Below are 19,614 nucleotides of genomic sequence, written 5' to 3' on the forward strand. Positions count from 1 at the left end.
CGACCCACCCGTTCCCGCACCGGTACCGGCACCAGCGCCTCCGCCCGCTGCGAACCCGGAGCAGCCGAGTGTGCAGGGTGACAAGTCTGGACAGCACGACTCGGGCCAGCTGGGCGGCGAGTCGGGTGACTCGGGCCAGCAGGGCGGCGAGTCCGGTGACTCGGGCCAGCTGGGCGGCGAGTCGGGTGACTCGGGCCAGCAGGGCGGCGAGTCCGGCCACTCGGGCCAGCAGGGAAGCGAGTCGGGTGACTCGGGCCAGCAGGGCGGCGAGTCCGGCCACTCGGGCCAGCAGGGAAGCGAGTCCGGCCACTCGGGCCAGCAGAGCCGATAGCTGCTTCACGTGATGGTGACGTCTTGGTTTCACCCTGATCCTTGGCACGGACCTAGCGAGCTCAGTTGTCCTGGGCTCTGCGGTGGGTGATTGGTCCGGTGGTGGTGCGTGCGGCGGTGACCAGCAGATACGGGCCGCCGTGGACCTGGATGGCTCGCTCGTCGATGGGCGCGGTGACGACCTTGCGGGCGTGGTTGCGGCCGATCCGGATGCGTAGGGGGGCGATCATGATGCCGCCGCTGCTGGAGACGATTCGTTCGACGGTGACGGGTTTGGTAGCGGGGTTGGTCCGGCCGGTCGGGCTCCGAGTAGGTAGGCGGTGGCCCGGTGTGCTGGACCTCGATGACCCCGGTGGGTGGCTTGTCGACGGGCGTGGTGCCGTCGTCGTCGAGGATGCGGGCGTGCTGGGTGTGCACCAGGGCGTGCAAGTCCGAGGCTGCGAGCGTCGAGGCCAGGGTTTTGATGAGGACTCCGGCCAGCAAGCAACACTCGCTCCCCCGTTACCTTTTTCGTGGTTCCTGATCAAGGAGCTGTGGTCGCCAGGTCCGGCATGACTGAGTCCCCCAGTCGCACGCATGATCCGGGGGGTGGTGTCACCGGGCCTGGGGGCATCGAGGGACCGCTGATAGGGACACGGCCACCGCTTGGTAGGTCTCGTCGTAACGTGGGTGCCGGCCATCGATGCTCGACCGGCGACCACCCGCGACGGACGAAAGACAATGCATGACCAGCAGTTATGGCGTTTTTCTCGGGTTGGACGTCGGCAAGGGCGACCACCACGCCGTGGGCCTGGACCCTGCCGGCAAGCGACTGCATAACGGGCCGCTGCCCAACAGCGAACCGAAGCTGCGAGCGGTGTTCGACAAGCTCGCCGCCCACGGGCCGCTGCTGGTCGTGGTCGACCAACCCGCCACGATCGGTGCCCTGCCGGTTGCGGTCGCCCGCGCCTGCGGCCATCAGGTCGCCTACCTGCCCGGCCTGGCCATGCGCCGTATCGCCGACCTCTACCCCGGGCGAGCCAAGACCGACGCCCGGGACGCATTCATCATCGCCGACGCGGCCCGTTCGCTGCCGCACACGCTGCGTCAAGTCGGCGTCGGTGACGACGCGCTGGCCGAACTCGACGTCCTGGTCGGGTTCGATGACGACCTGGCCGGCGAAGCAACCCGGCTCAGCAACCGCATCCGTGGCCTGCTCACCGGTATCCACCCAGCCTTGGAACGCGCCCTCGGCCCGAAGGTCACCCACCTGGCGGTGCTGGAGATCCTGTGCCGTTTCGGCGGCCCGGCGGGGATCCGCGCTGCCGGCCGAGGCGAACTCGCCTCGATCGTGACCGCGCACGCGCCCAGGATGGGCGAGAAACTGGTCACCACGATCCTCGCTGCACTGGACGAACAGACCGTCACGGTTCCCGGCACCGCAGCGGCTGACACCGTGCTGCCGAGGCTGGCCGAGAACCTGAAAACCGTGCTCCAGCAACGCAAAACGGTCGCAGCCGAGGTCGAGGGGATACTCGATGCACACCCTCTTGCCGGGGTCCTGACGTCGATGCCCGGCATCGGAGTCAGGACCGCCGCCCGCATTCTGCTGGAGATCGGCGACGCCTCCGCCTTCGCCAGCTCCGCGCACCTGGCCGCCTACGCCGGCATCGCCCCCGTCACCCGCACCTCCGGCTCCTCGATCAAGGGCGAACACCCCGCCCGCACCGGCAACCGCAAGCTCAAACGCGCGTTCTTCCTCGCGGCCTTCGCCGCCTTGTCCGACCCCGTCAGCCGGGCCTATTACCAGCGGAAACGCGATGAGGGAAAGAAGCACAACGCCGCGCTGATCTGCCTGGCCCGCCGCCGCTGCGACGTCCTGTTCGCCATGCTCCGCGACAAGACCTGCTACCAAGCACCGGCACCTCCCCAACGTGACCCCGCCGAGTCCCAAGCCGCTTGACAACCAGATAGGGACACCCCCCCGGCCACCGTCGAGCTGGTGACCGCCAGGCGTGTCAGCACCGCTGCTTCAGGAGGCGACGGGCGTCTCTACAGGGAAGGCCCCGTACACCGCGACGGTGTACGGGGCCTTCTGTTCGGCACCGTGCTTGCTGGGGGTCCAAGCCGGTGCCAAGCGCCACGGAGGGGGATCGTGGCGTCCGCGACCCTAACTGACCATGCGGCCGAAGCAACGCCACATTCCGGTTACGAAAACGCCAACAAGATTTCTTCGCAATGCCTTTGAGTAACTGGTCGACAACTCGTAGTTCCGCCCACCGTGCACCACTTGGCCAGTAAGAAGAGGCGCGCGTGGCGTGCGAGCCAGTAGGCCGCGGTAATGGCTTCACCAGGTTCGCCTTCCGGCATGAAGGGCGGAGGGTGACATGGCCGCGCGATATTCGGTATGACCTGTTCCACATTATTCGCCAACGATGCGGACACGCTCGTATTGCGCTGCGGCAACCATATCTGGCGATGTCGTGTGACGTAATCGTCAACAGTCAGGGAATCTGCTGGTCAGCATGCTTTTCTGATTGGTATTCATCTTTTGTGGAAGCGCGCGAACGGAGTAACGGGTGGGAGGGTTCGCGGGATTAACAGCCGGAGAAGGGATCGCATCACGGTGTGTTGCTCTCGGCAACGCTCTGCGATTGCCGGTCGGTCCTGCAACTGGTAAACGACAAGATCGCGCCATGTCGCCTACCCGACGGGTGTCATGTGCCGGTCAGATCGGAGCGATATGGGCTGCTCCCACGCCCAAAGCTGCCCACTTTTCCCCCTGCTCAAAGCGAGCTTACGCGGCTGGCGCGACTCCTACTGCGACAGCGAGGAACGTTGGCGGGAATGCGCCAGGTACAGCTTGGCCTCCCGAGGCCAGCTCGTGCCGATCTCACTGCTCCCGAACGGGGCTGACGTGGGACACATTCGACGCGCCGCCGAGCGTTCGGCAGCGGCGGATCCAACGCCGCCCTCGCCGCTCATCTCCGCGTCGCAGGAATCCGTGGCTTGGTTCGAGCCGACCCCGGAACGGAAACCGGCCCGACCGCGGGAGGCTTCGCCGCCCGCGCGTGCCCCGCAGCAACCTCCGGTGAGCCCGCCGGAACGATCCCCTGAACGCGGCGCCTCGAAGCGCCGCTGGTGGACTCGGCTCGCCGAGTGGATGAGAGGTCCCGCATGAGCAACTACTGGCCCTGGTGGGCGGGCGCTGTCGGACTCGCCCTCGTCACCATCAACTACACCCTCATCACCGACCGGTCGTTCGGGGTGTCCGCGGCATGGGATCGCGTCTTGCACTGGCGCGCCGAACGCCGGATCGAACGGCAGGAAGCCCAGTTCGCCGACGACCGAGACCTCGCTGACGCGCTGGCCGCGGCGACCGCCGAGGAGTTCGGGGCCCGCGGTGGAGAACCGACCTTGCCGAACGCGGTGCAGGGCGCTGCGCAGCCGCAGGAATCCGGGGCGGGCGAGTCCCGCGATTCAACGTCCACGATCCCGCGTCAGGTACCGCTGGTCGCCCAGGCCGCGCTGCTGTTGTCGATCGCCGTCGGTGGCTGGGTGGCGGCGGTCACCTCCGGTCGCTTCGAGCTCCGCTTCGACATGGGCGGTGCGTTCAGCCAACTCGTGACCGCCGATCCGACCATCATGATCGGTGTGTTGTTCGTCGGGGGTGTGCTCGTCGGCTTCGGCACCCGCCTCGCCGGGGGCTGCAGCTCCGGTCACGGACTCAGCGGCTGCGGCCGCTTGCAGCCGGTGAGCCTCGTCGCGACCGCCGTTTTCTTCGGCACCGCCGTGCTGGTGTCGTTCCTGCTGTGGAAGGTGATCTGATGCGCAATCGAGGCGCTGTGCTCGTCGCCAACGTCATCACCGGTCTGGCCCTCGGCTTCACCGTCACCAACATCGGGTTCGGCGACTACGCCGAGCTGAACCGCATGTTCACGTTCCAGGACCCGCGCATGCTGTTCGCCTTCGCGGGCGCGGTTGGCATCATCGTGGTGCTCTTCGCCGTGGTGGGCGTTCGCCGCACGCCTGGGCGCATCCACGGCGGCGTGGTCCCCGGCGGCATCATGTTCGGCACCGGCTGGGCGATCTCGGGTGGCTGTCCGGCGATCCCGATCATCCAGGTCGCCAGCGGATACTTGCCCGCCCTGGTCACGATCGCGGGTGTCATGGTCGGCATGTGGCTGTGCCGCTGGGCCAACGCCAGGTTCTTCCAACTCGACCGCGGTTCCTGCGGGCTGTAGCGGAGTCGCCCGCGCCGCTTCGCCCGGCGCGGGCTCGGTCGATACTTGGCACCCCCATGGCTGGCCGACCATAGGCAGAGGTCATGGTCCCGACGGGACTCGGGGCATGCTGCCGGGCGACCCGCACGGCCAGCCCTGCCCGGTGATGTACTCACCGGCCTGACCTGGGATCGTCGACTTGCCCTACGAGCACGTGTTCATCGACGCGCCGGGTTCGCTGGCGCGGCCGGCGGCGTTGGCGCGGTCGTTGGAGATCGCGCAGAAGCACGGGGATGTGATCGTGGCCGAGGATCTGGCGCTGGATCCCAGCGAGCGCACGATCCGGGAGTTGATCGAGCCGCGTGGGGTGCCGCACCGGATCGTGCGCACTTGTGGGACCCGCGCGATGGCGACTCCGACATCGTGTGGCTGACCAAGTGGCTGGACGAGCAGGGCTTCAAGTACACCAACACGATCATCCGCCGCTACAAGATGCACCGGACCGCCTTGCGGGAGGGCAAGGTCGTCACCCAGTATCCGAAGGGCCGTACCGCGACCGAGGCGCACAACGACTTCCTGTCGCTGTCGCTGTCGCTGGCGCTGGAGCTCGGCTACGGCGGGGCGGTGGCTGCCTGATGGGCCGGCGACTCACAGACAGCGCCTCGGCGACGATCCCGGTCTCCAGCTTGGCGCACAACCCGCGCAACCCGCGGGACGCCTACGACGACATCGACGAGCTGACGCTATCGATCAAGGAGTACGGCATCCTGCAGCTGGACGCGGCAGCCAGGGCCGCGGCGGAGGCGCCGTGGATTCAGCCGATGCTGTGGCCTGTCCCGGCCCGCTGCCGGAGGGCCCGGGCTGGGGCTGGGAATTCCCTTCCACGACGGCGCCCACGAGAGGGGCTGAGCGTCGGTTCAGGGAACTGATCAGGAGGCCGCGCGAACATGGAGCTGGGTGAGGGTCAGTCGGTGGTGGACCGCCACGGGTGCATGGGGCTCGGTACGGCGGGCGTCGGCGCGGACGCCCAGGGCGTAGATGGGACGGTCGTTGCCAGGCGCGGTGCCGAGGTAGCGGTGGCCGGTCAGATGGCACCAGGCCGGGGCGCGGCCGGTCTAGAGCTGATCTTGTCCCACCTGCCCCCGTGTCCGGGGCAGGTCACCTACTCCTGAACAGCCGGTCCAGATGCACGTCGATCGCGGCGAGCGCGTCCTGGGGCTCGATCACGTCGAGTTCGATCAGGGAGGTGAAGCCGGTGAGGGCGAGGAGCAGGTTGGTCTCGGTCGCCGGGTCGCGGCCGGGGTCGATGTGCCCGTCGGCGATCGCCTGGTGGACCAGCCGCTCGACGAGGGCCCGCCCTTGGACGAGGCCGCGGCGCGCCTGCTCGTGCACGGCCTCGTCGTGCAGCGCCTCCAGGACGTAGGCGGCGCTCATCCGGCTGGTCGCGCGGGCGTCGGCATGCAGGGGGAGCATTTCCGCGAGCGTCAGTCGCAGCACGTCACGGGGGTGCGGACGGTCACCGAGCTTTTCGAGCCCCTGGTGTATGCGCACCGAGGTCTGCTCGGACGCGAAGTCCATGGCGAAGGAGAGCATGGCGGTCCGGGAGGCGAAGTAGTGCTGCAGCTGCCCGAGTGACATGCCCGCCTCCTGCGCCACCACGCGCATCGTCAGCTGTGTGACGCCGCGCTGCTCCACCACCCGCCACAGTGCGCGGGCGATCGCTTCGCGGCGTCCGCGGTGATCCACCTGTTTCGGCATCGCCGGCCCCTCCCTCGTACCCGGGACTGTTCCAATACAGTTGACATAATACACCTGACCCATAATCCTGGGGTCCACTGAGGGAAGGAATCGTCATGTCCGAACAGCCAAAGGTACGGACCACGGAAGGCGTGGTGCAGGGGCGCCGGCGGCAGAGGCACGCGGTGTTCCGCGGCATCCCCTACGCCCAGCCCCCGGTCGGAGCCCTCCGCTTCGCCGCGCCCGCGCCGCCGCACCGCTGGGAGGGGACCAGGCAGGCGGTCGAGTTCGGCCCCGTGGTGCCGCTGTCCCTGCCGATCGACGTGCCCCCGCAGGGCACCGACTGGCTGACGCTCAACGTCGGCACTCCGGATCCCGGCGCGGCGGGACTGCCGGTGCTGGTGTGGATCCCCGTGGGCGGCTACCTCTCGGCGGCGTCGAGCGACCCGATGTTCGACCCGGCAGCGCTGGCCGAGTCGGGAGTCGTCGTGGTGACCATCAACTGCCGCGTGGGCGCGGAGGGATTCGCGTTCCTCGACGACGTGCCGCCCAACCGCGGATTGCTCGACCAGATCGCGGCGCTGGAGTGGGTGCAGCGCAACATCGCCGCTTTCGGAGGCGACCCCGGCCAGGTCACCGTGGCCGGGGTGTCCGCCGGGGCGGGGTCGGTCGCCGCTCTCCTGACGATGAAGTCCGCGCGCGGACTGTTCCGGCGGACCATCGCCCACTCGGTGCCGGGGCTGCACAGCACCCCCGCGCTGGCACGGCAGGTCACCGCCGCGTTCGCGGACCGGCTCGGCGCGGCGGCCCCCACCGCCGAGGCCCTGCGCGACATCGACCCATGGCACCTGGCCGCCGAGCTCACCTCCTTCAACGCCGGCCTCCACGCCCACCGGGAGAGCTGGGGACGCCTCACGGAGACCGGTACCGCGCTGTGCCCGGTCGTCGACGGCGAGGTCCTCCCGGAAACGCCCTGGCCCGCGCTGACCGGCGCGCGCGCGAGCGGGACCGAACTGCTCGTCGGCCACGCCCGGGACGAATTCCGGTACTTCAGCGTCATGAGCGGACGGTACGGCACCTTCACCGAGGAGGACGCCCACGCAGCCCTGGAACTGCACGCCCCGCAGCCGGACGGCGCGCGGGCCTACCGTGCCGCGTTCCCGCAGGCAGGCCCGGAGGAGCTGGTGGAGACGGTGTACTCCGACGCCCTCTTCCGCATGCCGTCACAGAAGCTGGCCGAGGCGAACGCCGCAGCCGGCGGCACCTCGTACCTGTTCGAACTGTGCTGGGTTGCCCCGGCCCTCGACGGCATCCTGGGCGCCTGCCACAGCCTCGACGTGCCCCTGGCGTTCGGCACGCTGGACAGCCCCGTCGGCACCCAGCTCATCGGCGAGGAGCCCACTCCCGAGGCCGTCGCGCTCTCCCGCGAACTCCAGGAGGCATGGGTCCGCTTCGTCACCACCGGCGACGCGGGCTGGTCCGCCCACCGGCCCGGCGGGCACCTCACCCGCGTCCTGGACACCGAGTCGAAGACTCGGCCCTACCCCGAACAGGCATCCCGCCAGATCTGGGAAGGCCACTCCCCCGCCCCCTTCGATCTCTCGTGATTGTCCGGGTCGGCTCCTACGACTGCGACGCCGCCACTCACCTGCCCATCGGGGACAGCGCGACTGGCGTACAGCCAGGCAACACCCGGCCCGCTTGGCATCAGATCCCACCCGAGGGTGACGGACGACATCAAGAGCCGGGAGAGGCCGACGGGAGAGGGCCCAGTCACGGATGATCCCGGCCAGGGCCCGGAAGGACGTCGTCGATGTTCCAAGGCCCGGCTTTCACAGCGGAACCTTGCTGACGGATGTCGCAGGTTCTGCAGATCATCACGCTCGCCGTGCTCGCGGTGATGGTGCCGTTCCTCGGGCGCTTGTCGGACCGGGTGGGCCGGCGCCCGCTCATCCTCACCGGGTGCGTCCTGCTGTGGTCCTGTCACTGCCGTCGTTCCTGCTGCTGCAGTCCGGGAGCTCGGTCGGCATCCTCGGTGGCCTGATCCTCATGGGCCTGATGCTGGTGTGCTTCAACTCGACCATGCCCTCGACGCTGCCCTCGCTGTTCCAGACCGGGGTCCGCTACGGCACGTTCGCCATCACCTTCAACGTCGCGGTGTCCGTGTTCGGCGGCACCAGCGAGCTGATCGTCGAAGGGTTGATCGCCGCCACGGGGCTCCTGATCACGCCTGCCTTCTACCTGATGGCCGCCGGTACCGTCGGAGCGGTGGCCGTGTACTTCCTGAGGGAGTCCGCCGCACGACCTCTGCCGGGGTCCAACCCCGCCGCCATGTCCGACGAGGAGGCCCGGGAGCTTGCCGGTCCGGCCGAATGATCAGTGGCGGCCGGTCTCTGCCGCACCCGCTCACCGGTGGCGCGCTGGAGCTGGTGGAAGCGGATCGCGTGGCGCGTGGCTTTTCGGTGCAGGCGATCGAGGGGCCGAGGTCTGCCCGGCGCCTTTCCTACCGCGTGCAGGTGGTGACGCGTGGTTGGTCGTGGTTGGGGAAGTCCTCGGCGAGCATCTGGCAGAGTTGGGAGATGGCCTGGTCGGGCGCGGTACTCCATTCGATGATCGTGCCGTCGCCGCCGGCCGTTGCCAGCCTGCTTCCGTCGTGGTTCCACGCCAGGCTGTGGACCGGGCCGGTGTGTCCGGTCAGGGTGGCCCACGGCCCGCCGTTGACGACGTCGAACAGCACGACGGTGTTGTTCTCGCCCGCCGCGGCCAGGAAACGCCCGTCCGGGCTGAACGCGGTGGTGGCGGGGGAGGAGTCGGCCAGCATCCCTCTCCCCAACCGCGTGAACCCGCTGATACCTCGGGAGGAATTCTCCGGGTCCCACAGGGTCGCGCCGGAGTAGCCGAAGACGGCGAGGTGCTTTCCATCGGGTGCGAAGGTCGGGAGGCCCCACGTGTCGGCTTCCTCCGCCACCCGTTGCCCGCTCGCGACGTCCCACACCATCAGAACGTCGCCCTCACCTCCGGCGGCGAGGCGTCGACCGTCCGGACTGAGGTCGAGGGCGGACGGCCGACCCGGATATCCCTTCAGGCTGGTGACAGGCCGCCGTTGGGCGACGTTCCAGATGCGCGTGCCCTCGGTGTCGGCGACGGCCAGTTGGGCCCCATCCGCCGAGAGCGCGATGGCGTGCGCTTCGGGAACGGCCCACTCGGCTTCCTTCGTCCGGCGGACGACGTCCCAGACCGAGACGGTGTTTCCCGAGTTCAGCGCGAGCTTCGTCCGGTCGCGGCTGAAGACGGCGTTGACCGCGCGGCCGAGGGGAACTCCGCCCGCGGCGCCGTTCCCGCGCCATTCCACCAGAGTTCCGTCGGCCGCACCGACGAGTGCGCTGCCGTCCGGGGTGTAGGTGATCGGAGCCGAAGACTCCGGTGCGGCCAGCGGTAGCCGCGCCATCTCCCAGCGCAGGATCGCGTCGCGGCTCATCGCGGCGATCGAGCCGTCCCGGCTCGCGGCGATGTCGGTCAGGCCACCCGGTTCGGTGGCGAGGAGCGTGCGCCGCTGCCCCGGCCGGTCGCCGTCCCAGAGCGTGACGGTGTTGTCGAAGCTCGCGGACAGCAGCGTCCGCCCGTCGGGTGCGAACGCGAGACCGCTGACGGGCACGGTCACGCCGGGAAAGCCGGTCGTGCGTCGCGATCCCGTCAGCTCCCACATCGACAGCGACAGATCCGGCCGGGCGGCGGCGATCCTGCTGCCGTCCGGGCTGAACGCCACCTCGTTGACCGGGCCGCGGGGCTGCGGGAGTTCGGGAAGTCGCGTGTTCGTGCCGAGGTCCCAGAGGACGATGCCGTTGTCGGTGGCCAAGGCCAGCGTGCGGCCGTCGGGGCTCAGCGCGAGTTCCCACACCGTTCCGAAACCGCCGGGGAGTTCGCCGGTCCGCTGCCGCAGAGCGGTGTCCCACAGCTCCACGGTCGTTCCCCGTGCCACGGCGAGGATCTGTCCGGTGAACTCGACATCGGTGATGCGGGCTCCGGTGCCGGACGTGGCGGCGATGCGCACGCGGCCGGTGGTGTCCCAGACCTCGATCTGGCCGTTCTCGCGGCCGGCGGCGAGACGCTTGCCGTCCGGTGCGAAGCCCAGGGCCGAGTAGGCGGCCGTTTCCTGTGGACTGCCGAGTTCGGCGATGCGGGTGCGGTGGCTCCACAACGCGAGTTCGCCCTGCCCGCCGGTCGCCAGCACCGCACCGTCCGGGCTGAACGCCAGCGCGGAGGTGCCCGACTGCCGCAGCTCGCCGTGGTTGTTCGGATGTCCGGCCAGGCTGAGCACGGTGCTGCGGGTCTCGGGCGTGTCGTAGGCGTGATACGCCTCGAGGCTGCGGCGGATCGCGGTGCCGGTGTCGGTGGCGGCCACCGCTTCGGCTTCGGCGGCGAGCATGCGCGCGGTTGTGTTGCGGCGCTGCAGCTCACCGCCCGTCGCGATCCCGGACACCAACAGCAGCAGGACGGTCAACCCGACGCTGAGCCAGTACAGCTGCCGGTTCCTGCGCCGGACCGAGCGGTGCGCGCGCTCCTCGTCGCGGACGCTCGCGGCCAGGAAGGCGCTCTCGCGCGGGGTCAGCGCGGTCCGGCCGCGGTTGGCCCACTCCCTGACCACGGCGAGCCGGGTGCCGCGGTAGAGCGCGCTCGGGTCGTGATTCAGCGCCTCCCACGCCGCGGTGGCCTCGGTGAGCTCCCGATGAGTGCGCAGGCCCGCGCGGTCCTCGTCCAGCCAGCGGCGCAGCCGCGGCCAGCAGCGGATCAGGGCTTCGTGGGTGATCTCGACGGTGCCGTCGTCGAGCGTGAGCAGCCGGGTCCGGGCGAGCGAGTCGAGCACGACGTCGGTGTCGGGGTCGTCGGTGTCGAGTTCGTGGCGGGCGATGCGCCGCTTGGTGTCCTCGGTGCCCTCGCCGAGGGCGACCAATCGGACGAAGATCTGCGCGGCCCTGGCCTGCTGCTGCTCGGTGAGTCCGGTGTAGAGCTCTTCGGCGGTGCGGGCCAGGGCGTCGCGGATCCCGCCGGCCGCCTGGTAGCCGACGAGGGTGAGCGTGTTGCCGTGGCGGCGCCGCCACGTCTCCCGCATGGTGTGCGAGACCAGCGGGAGGATTCCGGGCTGCCCGGTGGCCTCCGCCGTGATCTGGGCCAGCAGCGCGCCCTCGACCGCATGGCCTACGCGGGCGGCCGGCTGCGTGATCGCGCGCCGCAGTTCCTCGGTGCTCATCGGCCCGACCAGCAGTTGGGCGTCCCGCAGCGCCTCGACCAGCTCCGGGTGCTCCGCGCAGCGGGCGAAGAAGTCGGCCCGGACGCCGAGCACGATCCGCGTGCGGCTGTTGTCCGCCCGTGCGGCGGTCAGCAGCGCGGTGAGGAAAGCCGTGCGTTCCTCACGATCCTGGCAGAGGGTGAAGATCTCCTCGAACTGGTCCACGACCACGACCAGGTCGCCGTCCGGCGGCGCCCCGGCCACCGCCTGGAGCGCGGCCAGGTGCAGTCCGCGGGCGTCGTCGCGGATCTCGCGGTGGAGCCGGTGCGCGGAACCCCCGGTGAGGCCGGCGAGTTGGGCCGCGCATTCCTCCAGCGGGTGCGGGCCGGGCGTGAACAGCACGGCCATCTCTCCGCGCGACCGGATCCGAGGCAGCAGCCCGGCCCGCAGCAGTGAGGACTTACCCGCTCCGGAGGCGCCGAAAACGGCGAGGAAGCGGCGCCGACTGACGCGGGAGACGAGATCGTAGGTCAGGCTTTCCCGGCCGAAGAACCGGTCTGCGTCCTCGGGGCCGAACGCGGCCAGCCCGACATACGGGCACTCGAGGTCGGACTCGCCACCGTTGGTGGATCCGGTGGGGGCTTCCCGCGCGGCGAGCTGGGCGGTCGCTTCCTGCCAGCGCTGCTCCCAGTCGTCCCGGTTGCCGCCGCAGGCGGACACGTAGGCCAGGGTCACCGCCAGCGTCGGCAGCCTCTTGCCGCCTGCGGCCTCCGACAGCGTGGTCACCGAGTAGTGCGCGCGGCGCGCCAGCTCCCGATACGGAGGACTGCCCGCCTTCTCCCGCAGAAGCCGCAGCTCAGCCGCGAACTCCGCCACCGGCCCGTTGTCCGCGTCCAGCGGACGCTCCGGACGAGGCACCCCCGAACACCCCCATCTCGATCAAGACCCGGATTGTCCTGAAGATCGTTGTCCGGAGTCCAGCCCACGCCCCTGGACAACCCATCCGGGCTAGACAGATCACCACGGGCACCGACGGATGGGGACCGCCGGAAGCCCGCACCGGGGGAACGGCCACGGGCAGCACATCGGGGGGCTGCCCGTGGCCATCCGCCAGGAGCCGGCCACTGGTTCTGGAACACCGGAGCCCGATGACAACCGCTATGGGGGACACGTCAAGGAGGCAACATCATGAGTGAAGCAAGTTCGCCCGTCGACGCCGAGTTGTGGAGACGGGCTGCGCGGTGGGGCGCGAGTCACAGGTGGATTGCTCCGATCGGTGCAATTCACCGAAAGCGGCGGCGCGACGCTGATCAACGAGGAGTGATCGGGAAATGACCGATGCGCCTGATCTGCTGCCGCTGAACGGCAATGATGACGCCACCGCGCCCGGACAGCCGGCGGCGCGGCGCTGGCTGCTGGGTATCAGCCTGACGGTAGGCCTGAACCTCGCGATCACGGTGGCCGCCTTCGCCGGACTGTCGGTCCAGTATCACAACCTCAGCCTGGAACAGGACAAGCTCGACCTGGAACAGAACAAGGCGATCACCGAGCAGGTGACCAGCGCGTCGGAGCTGCTCAGCAGCGATGACTTCAATGCTCAGGCGGCGGGGTTCCGGACGTTGGAGCGTGTCGCGAGAATTTCGCCCCCCGACCGGGATCGTGTCGTCGATCTCGCGGAGGCTTACCTCACCAACGCCAGGCCCGCAGCCAAGGAGATCAAGGGCTCCACCACCGAGCGCAGGGTGTATGTGGCGAACGTGGGCACGCAGGCCGCGGTGGACGTGATCCGGTTCCGCAACTTCGCGGAAGATCCAGCGGGGCCCGGGCAACGTGCGTTCCACCTCCCGGGCGTGGTCGTCGAGGCGGTGCGATTCCACGGCGCGGTGATGCGCGACACCCAAGGTCAGATGTGTGCTGCCAGGATGTCCGAGTGGAACAAGGCAGATCTCGGCGGAAGCGATTTCTGGGAGTGCGATTTCAAATGGGCGCGGTTCACCGACGCCAAGCTGAACAACGTGCAGTTCGAAGGGTCGGACCTCGAAGCCGCGTTGTTCACCAACGCTGACCTGACCGGCGCCGATCTCGATCGGGCGGTGATCAAGGAAGCGACGGCGTTTCGGGGCGCTGATCTCAGCCATGCCACGTTCGCGGGCACCGACCTGACCGACGCGGACTTCGCCGGAGTGAAGTCGATCGCCGGTGCGGACTTCTCCCAGGCGATAGGCGTTGACAAGGCTCGGAACCTGAGGAACGCGCAAGGGGCTGACTCGGCGATCTGGCCGTCGCGATAATCAGCACTGGCCCCGAACTCGGTTCCCCCCACCCGATGGCGCTCATGTGGACCGCCGCGCCGGCGCGTCCTCGCAGGGGCGCCGGCGCGGGGATGTCCTGGGGTCTAGAAGAACGCGGTGACGATGAGCTGGTAGCAGACCGCGGCGATGGCGATCAGCCCGATGGCGGACAGGACGTTCTGCCACCAGGTGTTGCGCAGGTCGCCCATCAGCGCGGACCGGTTGGCGAGGATCAGCATGAGCAGGGCCAGGATCGGCACGACGACGACGGTCAGTGCCTGAGCCGCGATGATCAGCTGGATCGGTGAGGCGCCGTGCGCGAGGACCGTGACCAGGGCCCCGAAGCCCAGCACGCCCAGGATGCCGCCGCGAACCTTCCAGGACGAGAGCCGGTTGCCGTAGCCGAGACCGTCGGACAGCAGGGTACCGCCGGCGGTGGCGTTGGCGATCATCGCGGAGATCGCCGCTCCGGTGAAGCCGAGTGAGAACACGGTCTGACCGGCCTCACCGGCAATGGGGGTGAGCACCGCGGAGAACTGTTTCAGGCTCGCCCCCTCCTCGCCGCCTGCTCCGGGAAGTACTGCGGCCGCGGCGGTGATGACCAGGGCGGTCATGATGCCGGGGGCGACGATTCCGGGGATGGTGTCGACCAAGGTGGTCTGCCGGTATTGCTCGCGGCGAAGACCGCGTTCGCGGGAGGCGTAGCCGGCGTAGAAAGCGGCGTTGATCGAGAAGTTGGTGCCGACCAGGGCGACGATGAGCAGGCCGACCCCGGCCGGGACGACCGGGACGACCGAGCCGGTCGCGGCGGCGCCCCAGTCCGGGCGGGTGACGATCGCGGTGGCCACGAACGAGACGGCCATGATCGCGACGAGGACCAGGACCAGCTTCTCGATCACGGTGTAGAGCCTGCGAGCGAACAGGATGGCGACGACGACGGCGGTACAGGTCGGCGTCCACCACGTCGGGGAGCCGCCGAACACCAGGGACAGGCCAAGGCCGGAGCCGACGGCGTTGCCGACCGAGAACATCAGGGTGATCGCGAAGACACCGAACCCGGCGATCCTGCCGGACCACCGGCCGAGCTGTTCCTTGATCGTCTCGACCACGGAGCCCCTGGAGACCAAGGCGATCCGGATGCTCATGTCCGCATAGACCAACATCAGAACGGTCGAGACGGCGATGACCCAGATCAGGGAGTAACCGAAGCGGCTTCCGGCCTGCACGGCCGAGGTGAGATTGCCGGGGCCGAACTGCCAGGCGCCGACGATGAACGCGGGGCCCATCAGGGCGAGCAGGCGCATCGCCCTGCGGCCGCGGCCTGCGGAAGCGGCCATTTCTCCGGACGGAGAGGAAGTGGTGGCGGCCGCCGCGTCGGGGCGGTCCGCGGACCCGGCGCTCGGCCGGGGCGCTGTTACGTCGGACATGGTGGTTCCTCGCCCCCCGCGCGGCGTCGTCACGGGGTTCGTCGGGACTGCACTGTCACCGAGGGCCGACCAGAACGCAAACGGTCCTGGCCGGGGAGGGGCCGGGCGGCGACGGGATGCCGGCGCCCGACCCGGGCGTCAGGTCGCGGTGTGGCGACCCACGCACCTGTTCACGTCGGGCGGACGGAGCTCAGACGAGAGCGGCGGACTTCATCGCCTGCACGATCTCCTCCTCGGCCTCCGGGGTGAGGTCGACCAGCGGGGACCGGACGGTCGCGTGCTCCAGAACGCCCCGGGCCTTGAGGGCGATCTTCAACGCCACCGTGCCCTCCATGTGCGAGCCGCGGTGGTAGACGGCCTTGGTCACCGGCAGCAGGCGATCGTGCACGGCGCGGGCGGCCCGATAGTCACCGGCCTTGCCGGCGGCGATCAGCTCGAGCAACGGCTCCGGTGCGATGTTGCCGTAGCCGACCAGCAGGCCATCGACGTCGAACATGGTGTGCAGCAGGTACTCGTCGTGGCAGGAGAGGATCTGCAGGTTCGGGTTCTCGGCGCGCAGCACCGGGATCTCGGTGTCCCACCGTCGCATGTTGCGCACGCCGTTCTTCGTGGCGAACACGCCCGGCTGGGCGGCGATCTCGAGCTGGGTTTCCAAGTCGTAGTTCGCCTTGGTGTTGTCCGGGTACTGGAAGAGGATGCAGGGCAGGCCTGCCTCCTCGTGGATGGCGCGGTAGCGCTCCTGCGGAGCACCCGCCTGGAAGCCGAAGCGCAGCCATCCGTGCGAGGGGTAGATCAGGCCGGCCTGCGCCCCGGCGGCAACGGCGCGTTTGGCCTCTTCGACGGCGACGTGCGTGCCCTCGCCGGTGATGCCGGCGATGATCGGGACGTCGACCGCCTCGACCAGCTTCTCGATCGTCTCGACCTGCTCCTGCTGGGTGAGGAAGGTGCCCTCACCGGCGTGGCCGAGAACGACCAGGCTCTTCACGCCCTCGTGCCCGGACAGCCAGGTGCCCAGCTTCGCCATGGCGTCGTGGTCGACGGCGCCGTCCGGGGTGAAAGGGGTGACGGGGGCGGGGTTGAGACCGCGGAGGTCGAGTGCCATGACAGGGCTCCGTTCTCGTCGCTGAGTGCGTGGCGCTACATCTGGGGCTCCTCGCTGCCGACCGAGCCTTCTCGGAACGTTCGCGGGAACGTTCCCAAACGATGGCCGATCCACCAGCCGAACGTCAATACCGATCCCGGGAACGTTCCCAGCAAGGTATGGTTCCAGGCGTGGTGACCATCCTTGACGTGGCCCGGGCGGCCGGGGTCAGCAAGTCGACCGTGTCCCGGGTGCTCGACGAGCGCCTGCCCCACTCGCGGAGCGCGACCGCGGAGCGGGTGCGCAAGGCCGCCGCCGAGCTCGGCTACGTCCGTGACCCGCTCGCGTCCGGCCTGCGACGTGCCGGCACCAGCACGATCGGGGTGATCGTCCCGCGGCTGACCGACACCGTGATGGCGATGCTCTACGAGGAGATAACCGCGGTGGCCGCAGCCCGTGAGCTGTTCACCGTCGTCGCCACCACCGAGGATTCCGTGGAGACCGAGGCGGTCGCGGTGCGGTCGCTGCAGATGCGCCGCGTGGACGGGCTGATCCTCACGACCGCCCGGATGGGCACCCCCGTGACCACCGGGCAGACCCCATGCGCGCTCGCGCTGCGCACTGACGGCACCAGTCCAGCGGCGATCGGCGACGACCGCCTCGGTGCCCGTCTCGCGACCCGGCACCTCATCGACTTCGGGCACCGCCGGATCGGTCTCGTCGGTGGACCTGGCTACGCCTCCAGCGCGCAGGGGCGCGCCGATGGGTACCGGGACGCGCTGACCGATGCCGGGATTCCGGTTGACCCGGCGCTCATCACGGGGAACGCCTTTTCCATCGAAGCCGGCGAGGTCGCCGGCCGGCAGCTGCTGGACCGCGACGACCGCCCGACCGCGGTCTTCGCAGTCAACGACAACACGGCCATCGGCGTGTTGTCGGCCGCCCACAGGCTCGGCCTGTCGGTGCCCCGGGACGTATCGATCGTCGGCTACAACGACATCCCCGTTGTCAGCCGCCTGCCCGTCCCTCTCACCACCGTCCGGGTCCCGTTCCGCCAGATCGCAACCGACGCGCTGCACCTGCTCACCGAGCACAAAGGACACACCACGACGCTCACCACGACGCCGACCCTCATCCCTCGCGGATCGACGGGCCCTCCGGCTGAGTGACATCGTCATCAGCAGCGTCGGCGACAATGAGCGGCCCGGACCCGGGCCTCGCGTCGCTGGTCTTTTCCTGCCCTGACGGCGCGCGGTGATCGGCATACTGTTCCTGGCCAGTACTCGTGACGACCGGCGGGACGCATACGGCGTGCCGGTCGACCGGCTGATCGGTCGTGGCCGGAAGTGCTGACAGGGATCCCGCCGTGTCCGTACCCCGGACTGCGCCCCTTCACTTCCGCCGACGAAGGCGTCTTTGTCGGTCGCGAGGACGACACCGAGCGGCTGCTCGCGATGTCGCGGTGAACGCCTCACACGCCGATCGGCCCACCACCTCCCTCTCTCACCGCGGCCAGGCTGGTCCAGCATCCTCCTCGTCGCGGACATGGTGACGCCCAGTACTACGTTGCGCGTACTGGCCGACAACACCGAAGGCATCCAGCTCTTGCAGGACGCGCTGGTCGAGGTCGCGAACCGGTACGACCAGGACGACCACGGCGCCGCAGAGGGGATGCCGTCATGAACGTCTCCGAGCAGAGCACCTGGGAAAACGAGACGGACAAGAACGAACGGGCCATCCGCCTCGACCACGGCAGGAGGGAGGTCCGGCGACTCGTGAGTCCGGCGGTCATGTCAGTCGAGGCGGCCGGAGTCCGGCTGCGGCGGGCGGCGCTGCCGGAGGTGATGGCGGCTCAGGCCGCGGCTTTTTTCAGGAACTCGTTTTCCATCCGCAGTCGGCGGATCTCGCCTTCCATCTCAGACACACGCGCACGCTCGGACGGGCTCACCGGCTGCTCAGAACCCGGGTTCTCCCGCCGCCACGCGTTGACCCAGTTGGCCAGCGTACCCGCGTTGATCTCTAGATCCCGGGCGACCTCGGCGACCGGCTTCACGGTCTCGATCACCATCTGCACAGCCTCAGCCTTGAACTGAGCACTGAACCTCCGATGCTGCTCGGGCATGCACACACCCTCTCAAACGAGAGGCCCTGTCCAAGATCCTTGGTACACCTCTACTCCGGCCCGAAGAAAGGAGGTCACGACGTGGGTACTCGTGGCCGCGTTGCACAGCGAAACGATCAGCGCATTCGCCGCAACCGCACTGACCTGCCCACCGAGTCGGCAACCGAACTTGGCGCCGTCTGCGCCCCGGACCTCGGTCTCGATGACCCGCACCCGCTCGTCTCGGACTGGTATCGAGCGCTGACCGAGTCTGCACAGGCCCGGTACTTCGAGCCGAGCGATTGGCAGACCGCGCGATTCGTCGCGCACACGATGGACCGCTACGTCCGGTCGTCGAAGCCGTCGTCGCAGATGTTCGCCGCTCTCATGTCGGCGATGTCGGATCTGTTGGTCACCGAATGCGCTCGGCGCCGGGTGCGGATCGAGATCGAGCGGGAACAGACCTAGGAGAAGGCCAGCGTGTCGGCACCGAGGATTACCGGCAACAGCTCGGTGTCCAGTACTCCAGCCGCACTCTGTGATCGGGTTTTGCTAGAGTGCTGGGCGCCGGTCGCGGACAAGAACGACTGGACGTTGGACAAGGTCGCCAGCGATCCGAAGAAGACGTCCGGCAACCGCACCGCCGCGATGCATTGCCGATTCCCGGGCCCTGCGGGTGCGCCCGGCAAACCGAAACAACCCTCGCGGGCCGATGGGAGCCTGCCCGCGTGCTGAATGCTTGCCGAATGGCCCGAACGCACCGACTACTGGTGTCCAACCTGGCTGCCGCGACACCGCTGCGTGAGTTGGTGCAGCTGGCCAAGATGCGCCGGCGAATCGAACACGACTACCGCGAACTCAAAGACGGCCTGGGCCTTGACCACTTCGAACGCCGCAGCCTGGCCTGCTGGTATCGCCACGGCATCCTGGTCAGCCTTGGCCAGGCCATCTGCGCTCAGCTGCGCCATGACCCAAAAGCCTCTGCGCCGGCCTGACCCTGTACGCCGTCCTCCGCGAACTCCAGACCCTGCTGTACGTCTGGGCCGGCGCCTGCCGCACCTGCCGACAACCTCTCCCCGCCAGCAGGCACCCTCCTGACCAGCAACGAAGACCCACCTGACAAAGCACTACAAACCCCTGTGCAAGAACCTGTTACACCGGTGTTCGTTGTGATTGCGTAACAATCCGAACGTATGCTGGCGCGGTGACACGGGAGCA

At 69.1% G+C, this 19,614-nt stretch carries 19 protein-coding genes and 1 pseudogene; 14 read left to right on the top strand and 6 right to left on the bottom strand.

What is annotated here, in order from left to right; translation table 11 throughout:
• The first annotated feature begins 70 nt into the window (after window positions 1–70).
• A complete protein-coding gene (locus SACE_RS12360; protein WP_011873723.1) occupies window positions 71–331 on the top strand; it encodes a hypothetical protein in 261 nt (86 codons plus the stop codon).
• 61 nt (window positions 332–392) lie between these two features.
• Here SACE_RS12360 and SACE_RS38285 read toward each other — a convergent pair whose 3' ends face one another.
• Window positions 393–560 (bottom strand): hypothetical protein, encoded by a 168-nt coding sequence (locus tag SACE_RS38285; protein ID WP_009949922.1) that lies wholly within the window; start codon window positions 558–560, stop codon window positions 393–395.
• Between the two features lie 494 nt (window positions 561–1,054).
• On the opposite strand from SACE_RS38285, the gene SACE_RS12365 reads away from it, so the two are divergent.
• The 6 genes from SACE_RS12365 to SACE_RS12395 all read left to right on the top strand — a co-directional run bounded on the left by SACE_RS12365 (window position 1,055) and on the right by SACE_RS12395 (window position 5,704).
• On the top strand, window positions 1,055–2,272 hold the full coding sequence (locus tag SACE_RS12365; RefSeq protein ID WP_011873724.1) for an IS110 family RNA-guided transposase: 1,218 nt from the start codon (window positions 1,055–1,057) through the stop codon (window positions 2,270–2,272).
• Window positions 2,273–3,486: 1,214 nt separating this feature from the next.
• Complete coding sequence (locus tag SACE_RS12370; protein WP_009949920.1) at window positions 3,487–4,137, top strand: YeeE/YedE family protein; 651 nt, start codon at window positions 3,487–3,489, stop codon at window positions 4,135–4,137.
• Window positions 4,137–4,553, top strand: coding sequence for a YeeE/YedE thiosulfate transporter family protein (locus SACE_RS12375; protein WP_021341703.1), 417 nt, complete (start codon window positions 4,137–4,139; stop codon window positions 4,551–4,553). Before SACE_RS12370 ends, SACE_RS12375 begins: the two co-directional genes overlap by 1 nt.
• Before the next feature lie 193 nt (window positions 4,554–4,746).
• The gene (locus SACE_RS36325; protein ID WP_231849985.1) at window positions 4,747–4,965 is read left to right on the top strand and encodes a hypothetical protein; all 219 of its coding nucleotides are present in this window, start codon (window positions 4,747–4,749) and stop codon (window positions 4,963–4,965) included.
• Window positions 4,923–5,168, top strand: a complete 246-nt coding sequence (locus SACE_RS12385; protein ID WP_011873725.1) for a hypothetical protein — start codon at window positions 4,923–4,925, stop codon at window positions 5,166–5,168. The genes SACE_RS36325 and SACE_RS12385 overlap by 43 nt, the downstream gene beginning before the upstream one ends.
• Window positions 5,169–5,479: 311 nt before the next feature.
• The gene (locus SACE_RS12395) at window positions 5,480–5,704 is read left to right on the top strand and encodes a hypothetical protein (RefSeq protein WP_009949915.1); all 225 of its coding nucleotides are present in this window, start codon (window positions 5,480–5,482) and stop codon (window positions 5,702–5,704) included.
• On the opposite strand, the gene SACE_RS12400 is transcribed toward SACE_RS12395, so the two are convergent.
• Complete coding sequence (locus tag SACE_RS12400) at window positions 5,691–6,290, bottom strand: TetR/AcrR family transcriptional regulator (RefSeq protein WP_009949914.1); 600 nt, start codon at window positions 6,288–6,290, stop codon at window positions 5,691–5,693. The two genes, SACE_RS12395 and SACE_RS12400, sit on opposite strands and share 14 nt — an antisense overlap.
• Window positions 6,291–6,385: 95 nt before the next feature.
• Here SACE_RS12400 and SACE_RS12405 point away from each other — a divergent pair, with 95 nt between their 5' ends.
• Both SACE_RS12405 and SACE_RS12410 read left to right on the top strand, forming a co-directional pair.
• On the top strand, window positions 6,386–7,876 hold the full coding sequence (locus tag SACE_RS12405; RefSeq protein ID WP_011873726.1) for a carboxylesterase/lipase family protein: 1,491 nt from the start codon (window positions 6,386–6,388) through the stop codon (window positions 7,874–7,876).
• Between the two features lie 355 nt (window positions 7,877–8,231).
• Window positions 8,232–8,645: an MFS transporter gene (locus SACE_RS12410; RefSeq protein ID WP_231849986.1), complete on the top strand. Its 414-nt coding sequence runs from the start codon at window positions 8,232–8,234 to the stop codon at window positions 8,643–8,645.
• A 127-nt stretch (window positions 8,646–8,772) separates the two neighbouring features.
• On the opposite strand, the gene SACE_RS12415 is transcribed toward SACE_RS12410, so the two are convergent.
• Complete coding sequence (locus tag SACE_RS12415) at window positions 8,773–12,414, bottom strand: nSTAND1 domain-containing NTPase (protein ID WP_009949909.1); 3,642 nt, start codon at window positions 12,412–12,414, stop codon at window positions 8,773–8,775.
• Window positions 12,415–12,827: 413 nt separating this feature from the next.
• Between SACE_RS12415 and SACE_RS12420 the strand changes: the two genes are divergently transcribed.
• Window positions 12,828–13,787, top strand: a complete 960-nt coding sequence (locus tag SACE_RS12420) for a pentapeptide repeat-containing protein (protein WP_009949908.1) — start codon at window positions 12,828–12,830, stop codon at window positions 13,785–13,787.
• 104 nt (window positions 13,788–13,891) lie between these two features.
• Here SACE_RS12420 and SACE_RS12425 read toward each other — a convergent pair whose 3' ends face one another.
• Both SACE_RS12425 and SACE_RS12430 read right to left on the bottom strand, forming a co-directional pair.
• Window positions 13,892–15,247 (bottom strand): Nramp family divalent metal transporter, encoded by a 1,356-nt coding sequence (locus tag SACE_RS12425; RefSeq protein ID WP_197537734.1) that lies wholly within the window; start codon window positions 15,245–15,247, stop codon window positions 13,892–13,894.
• Window positions 15,248–15,404: 157 nt separating this feature from the next.
• Window positions 15,405–16,316, bottom strand: coding sequence for a dihydrodipicolinate synthase family protein (locus tag SACE_RS12430; protein WP_009949906.1), 912 nt, complete (start codon window positions 16,314–16,316; stop codon window positions 15,405–15,407).
• A gap of 170 nt (window positions 16,317–16,486) precedes the next feature.
• Between SACE_RS12430 and SACE_RS12435 the strand changes: the two genes are divergently transcribed.
• Window positions 16,487–17,464 carry a LacI family DNA-binding transcriptional regulator gene (locus SACE_RS12435; RefSeq protein ID WP_009949905.1) on the top strand — a complete coding sequence of 326 codons (978 nt, stop codon included), beginning with the start codon at window positions 16,487–16,489 and terminating at the stop codon, window positions 17,462–17,464.
• Between the two features lie 376 nt (window positions 17,465–17,840).
• A complete protein-coding gene (locus SACE_RS37555; RefSeq protein WP_011873728.1) occupies window positions 17,841–17,978 on the top strand; it encodes a hypothetical protein in 138 nt (45 codons plus the stop codon).
• 169 nt (window positions 17,979–18,147) lie between these two features.
• On the opposite strand, the gene SACE_RS12440 is transcribed toward SACE_RS37555, so the two are convergent.
• The gene (locus tag SACE_RS12440) at window positions 18,148–18,417 is read right to left on the bottom strand and encodes an IS3 family transposase (protein WP_009949902.1); all 270 of its coding nucleotides are present in this window, start codon (window positions 18,415–18,417) and stop codon (window positions 18,148–18,150) included.
• 81 nt (window positions 18,418–18,498) lie between these two features.
• Here SACE_RS12440 and SACE_RS12445 point away from each other — a divergent pair, with 81 nt between their 5' ends.
• Window positions 18,499–18,864 carry a phage terminase small subunit gene (locus SACE_RS12445; RefSeq protein WP_009949900.1) on the top strand — a complete coding sequence of 122 codons (366 nt, stop codon included), beginning with the start codon at window positions 18,499–18,501 and terminating at the stop codon, window positions 18,862–18,864.
• A 150-nt stretch (window positions 18,865–19,014) separates the two neighbouring features.
• A pseudogene (locus SACE_RS40340) lies at window positions 19,015–19,391 on the top strand (IS701 family transposase); the annotation flags it as partial.
• Between the last annotated feature and the right edge of the window lie 223 nt (window positions 19,392–19,614).

The organism is Saccharopolyspora erythraea NRRL 2338 (assembly GCF_000062885.1).
GTDB lineage: Bacteria > Actinomycetota > Actinomycetes > Mycobacteriales > Pseudonocardiaceae > Saccharopolyspora_D > Saccharopolyspora_D erythraea.

What these genes read in the sequence shown, in the direction of transcription:
- SACE_RS12430 (WP_009949906.1), bottom strand. Translation starts at nt 16,316, where the DNA reads ATGGCACTCGACCTCCGCGGTCTCAACCCCGCCCCCGTCACCCCTTTC.
- SACE_RS12405 (WP_011873726.1), top strand. Translation starts at nt 6,386, where the DNA reads ATGTCCGAACAGCCAAAGGTACGGACCACGGAAGGCGTGGTGCAGGGG.
- SACE_RS12395 (WP_009949915.1), top strand. Translation starts at nt 5,480, where the DNA reads ATGGAGCTGGGTGAGGGTCAGTCGGTGGTGGACCGCCACGGGTGCATG.
- SACE_RS38285 (WP_009949922.1), bottom strand. Translation starts at nt 560, where the DNA reads ATGATCGCCCCCCTACGCATCCGGATCGGCCGCAACCACGCCCGCAAG.
- SACE_RS37555 (WP_011873728.1), top strand. Translation starts at nt 17,841, where the DNA reads ATGGTGACGCCCAGTACTACGTTGCGCGTACTGGCCGACAACACCGAA.
- SACE_RS12400 (WP_009949914.1), bottom strand. Translation starts at nt 6,290, where the DNA reads ATGCCGAAACAGGTGGATCACCGCGGACGCCGCGAAGCGATCGCCCGC.
- SACE_RS12420 (WP_009949908.1), top strand. Translation starts at nt 12,828, where the DNA reads ATGACCGATGCGCCTGATCTGCTGCCGCTGAACGGCAATGATGACGCC.
- SACE_RS12440 (WP_009949902.1), bottom strand. Translation starts at nt 18,417, where the DNA reads ATGCCCGAGCAGCATCGGAGGTTCAGTGCTCAGTTCAAGGCTGAGGCT.
- SACE_RS12370 (WP_009949920.1), top strand. Translation starts at nt 3,487, where the DNA reads ATGAGCAACTACTGGCCCTGGTGGGCGGGCGCTGTCGGACTCGCCCTC.
- SACE_RS12375 (WP_021341703.1), top strand. Translation starts at nt 4,137, where the DNA reads ATGCGCAATCGAGGCGCTGTGCTCGTCGCCAACGTCATCACCGGTCTG.
- SACE_RS12365 (WP_011873724.1), top strand. Translation starts at nt 1,055, where the DNA reads ATGACCAGCAGTTATGGCGTTTTTCTCGGGTTGGACGTCGGCAAGGGC.